This window comes from Allobosea sp. 47.2.35, assembly GCF_024655635.1.
In the GTDB taxonomy this organism is placed as follows: domain Bacteria; phylum Pseudomonadota; class Alphaproteobacteria; order Rhizobiales; family Beijerinckiaceae; genus Allobosea.
This window is the reverse complement of the sequence record NZ_JANLGI010000056.1, coordinates 1-1321: the sequence shown is the minus strand read 5'-3', so window position 1 is coordinate 1321 and position 1321 is coordinate 1. Positions and strand designations below refer to the sequence as shown.

Here is a 1321-nt window from a genome sequence, read left to right as displayed (position 1 = left end):
TGAACCGCCCCGGCTTCGCGGGAGGCCGTTTGGTTTGAGTCACGCCGCGATGGCTGGCTCATCCAGCATGGCGTAGTAGCGTTCTTCTGCTTCGGCCGGCGGGATGTTGCCGATGGGCTCCAGCAGCCGGCGATTGTTGAACCAGTCGACCCAGGTCAGCGTCGCGAACTCCACGGCCTCGAAGGAGCGCCACGGCCCGCGCCGATGGATCAGTTCGGCTTTGTAGAGTCCGTTGATCGTCTCTGCGAGAGCATTGTCATAAGAGTCGCCGACGCTGCCGACGGAGGGCTCGATGCCAGCCTCGGCGAGGCGCTCAGTGTATCGAATGCTGACATATTGAGACCCCCTGTCAGAATGGTGCACGAGGCCGCCGCGATGGATGGGCCGTCGCTCATGCAGCGCCTGCTCCAACGCGTCGAGCACGAAGCTGGCATGGGCCGTCCGCGACACCCTCCAACCGACGATCCGCCGAGCATAGGCATCGATCACGAAGGCGACGTAGACGAAGCCCGACCAGGTGCTGACATAGGTGAAATCCGAGACCCACAGCATGTTCGGTGCCGGCGCATGGAACACCCGGTTGACATGGTCGAGCGGGCACGGCGCCGCCTTGTCCTGAACGGTCGTGCGGAGGGGCTTGCCGCGAATGACGCCTTGCAGGCCGAGCTCGGCCATCAGGCGTTCAACCGTGCAGCGGGCGACGTCGAACCCCTCGCGCAACATCTGCCGCCAGACCTTGCGCGCGCCGTAGACTTCGAAGTTCTCGCCGAACACGCGCTCGATCTGCGGCTTCAGCTCCAGGTCCCGCTTCGCCCGAGCCGACTGCTTCCCGGGATCGGTCCGCCTGGCGACATGCTCATGGTAGGTTGACGGGGCGATCGGCAGCACCTTGCAGATCGGCTCGACCCCATAGGCCCCACGATGCTCGTCGATGAAGGCGATCATGACCGGTGTCGGCGGTCGAGCTCCGCCTGGGCAAAATACGCCGACGCCTTGCGCAGTATCTCATTGGCTTGCCGCAGTTCGCGGTTCTCTCGTTCGAGAGCCTTCAGTTTGGCCGCCATATCCGTCGTCAGCCCGGGCTTGCGGCCGCTGTCGACCTCGGCCTTCTTCACCCACTCGCTCAGCGTCTGCGCCGTGCAGCCGATCTTGCCTGAAATCGACGTGATCGCCGCCCAGCGCGACGGATGCTCGGCCTCGTGATCCAGCACCATCCGCACCGCGCGGGCACGCACCTCAGGCGAGAACTTGTTCGTCGTCTTGCTCGTCATAGCCCCATCCTCTCAGGAGTTCGGGCCTCCGACAAATCCGGGGCGGTTCA

General features: G+C 64.6%; 1 protein-coding gene and 1 other annotated feature. The gene reads right to left on the bottom strand.

Annotation, left to right across the window (positions count from 1 at the left end):
* Positions 1 to 39: 39 nt before the first annotated feature.
* Positions 40 to 1271 (bottom strand): IS3 family transposase gene (locus tag NUV79_RS25160; protein ID WP_173048946.1). Its coding sequence is split into 2 segments (ribosomal slippage): positions 40 to 980 and positions 980 to 1271, totalling 1233 coding nucleotides; the frame shifts between segments, so codons are not numbered across the junction.
* Positions 871 to 987 (bottom strand) — a sequence feature (AL1L pseudoknot). (Overlaps the previous gene by 117 nt.)
* Positions 1272 to 1321: the final 50 nt, after the last annotated feature.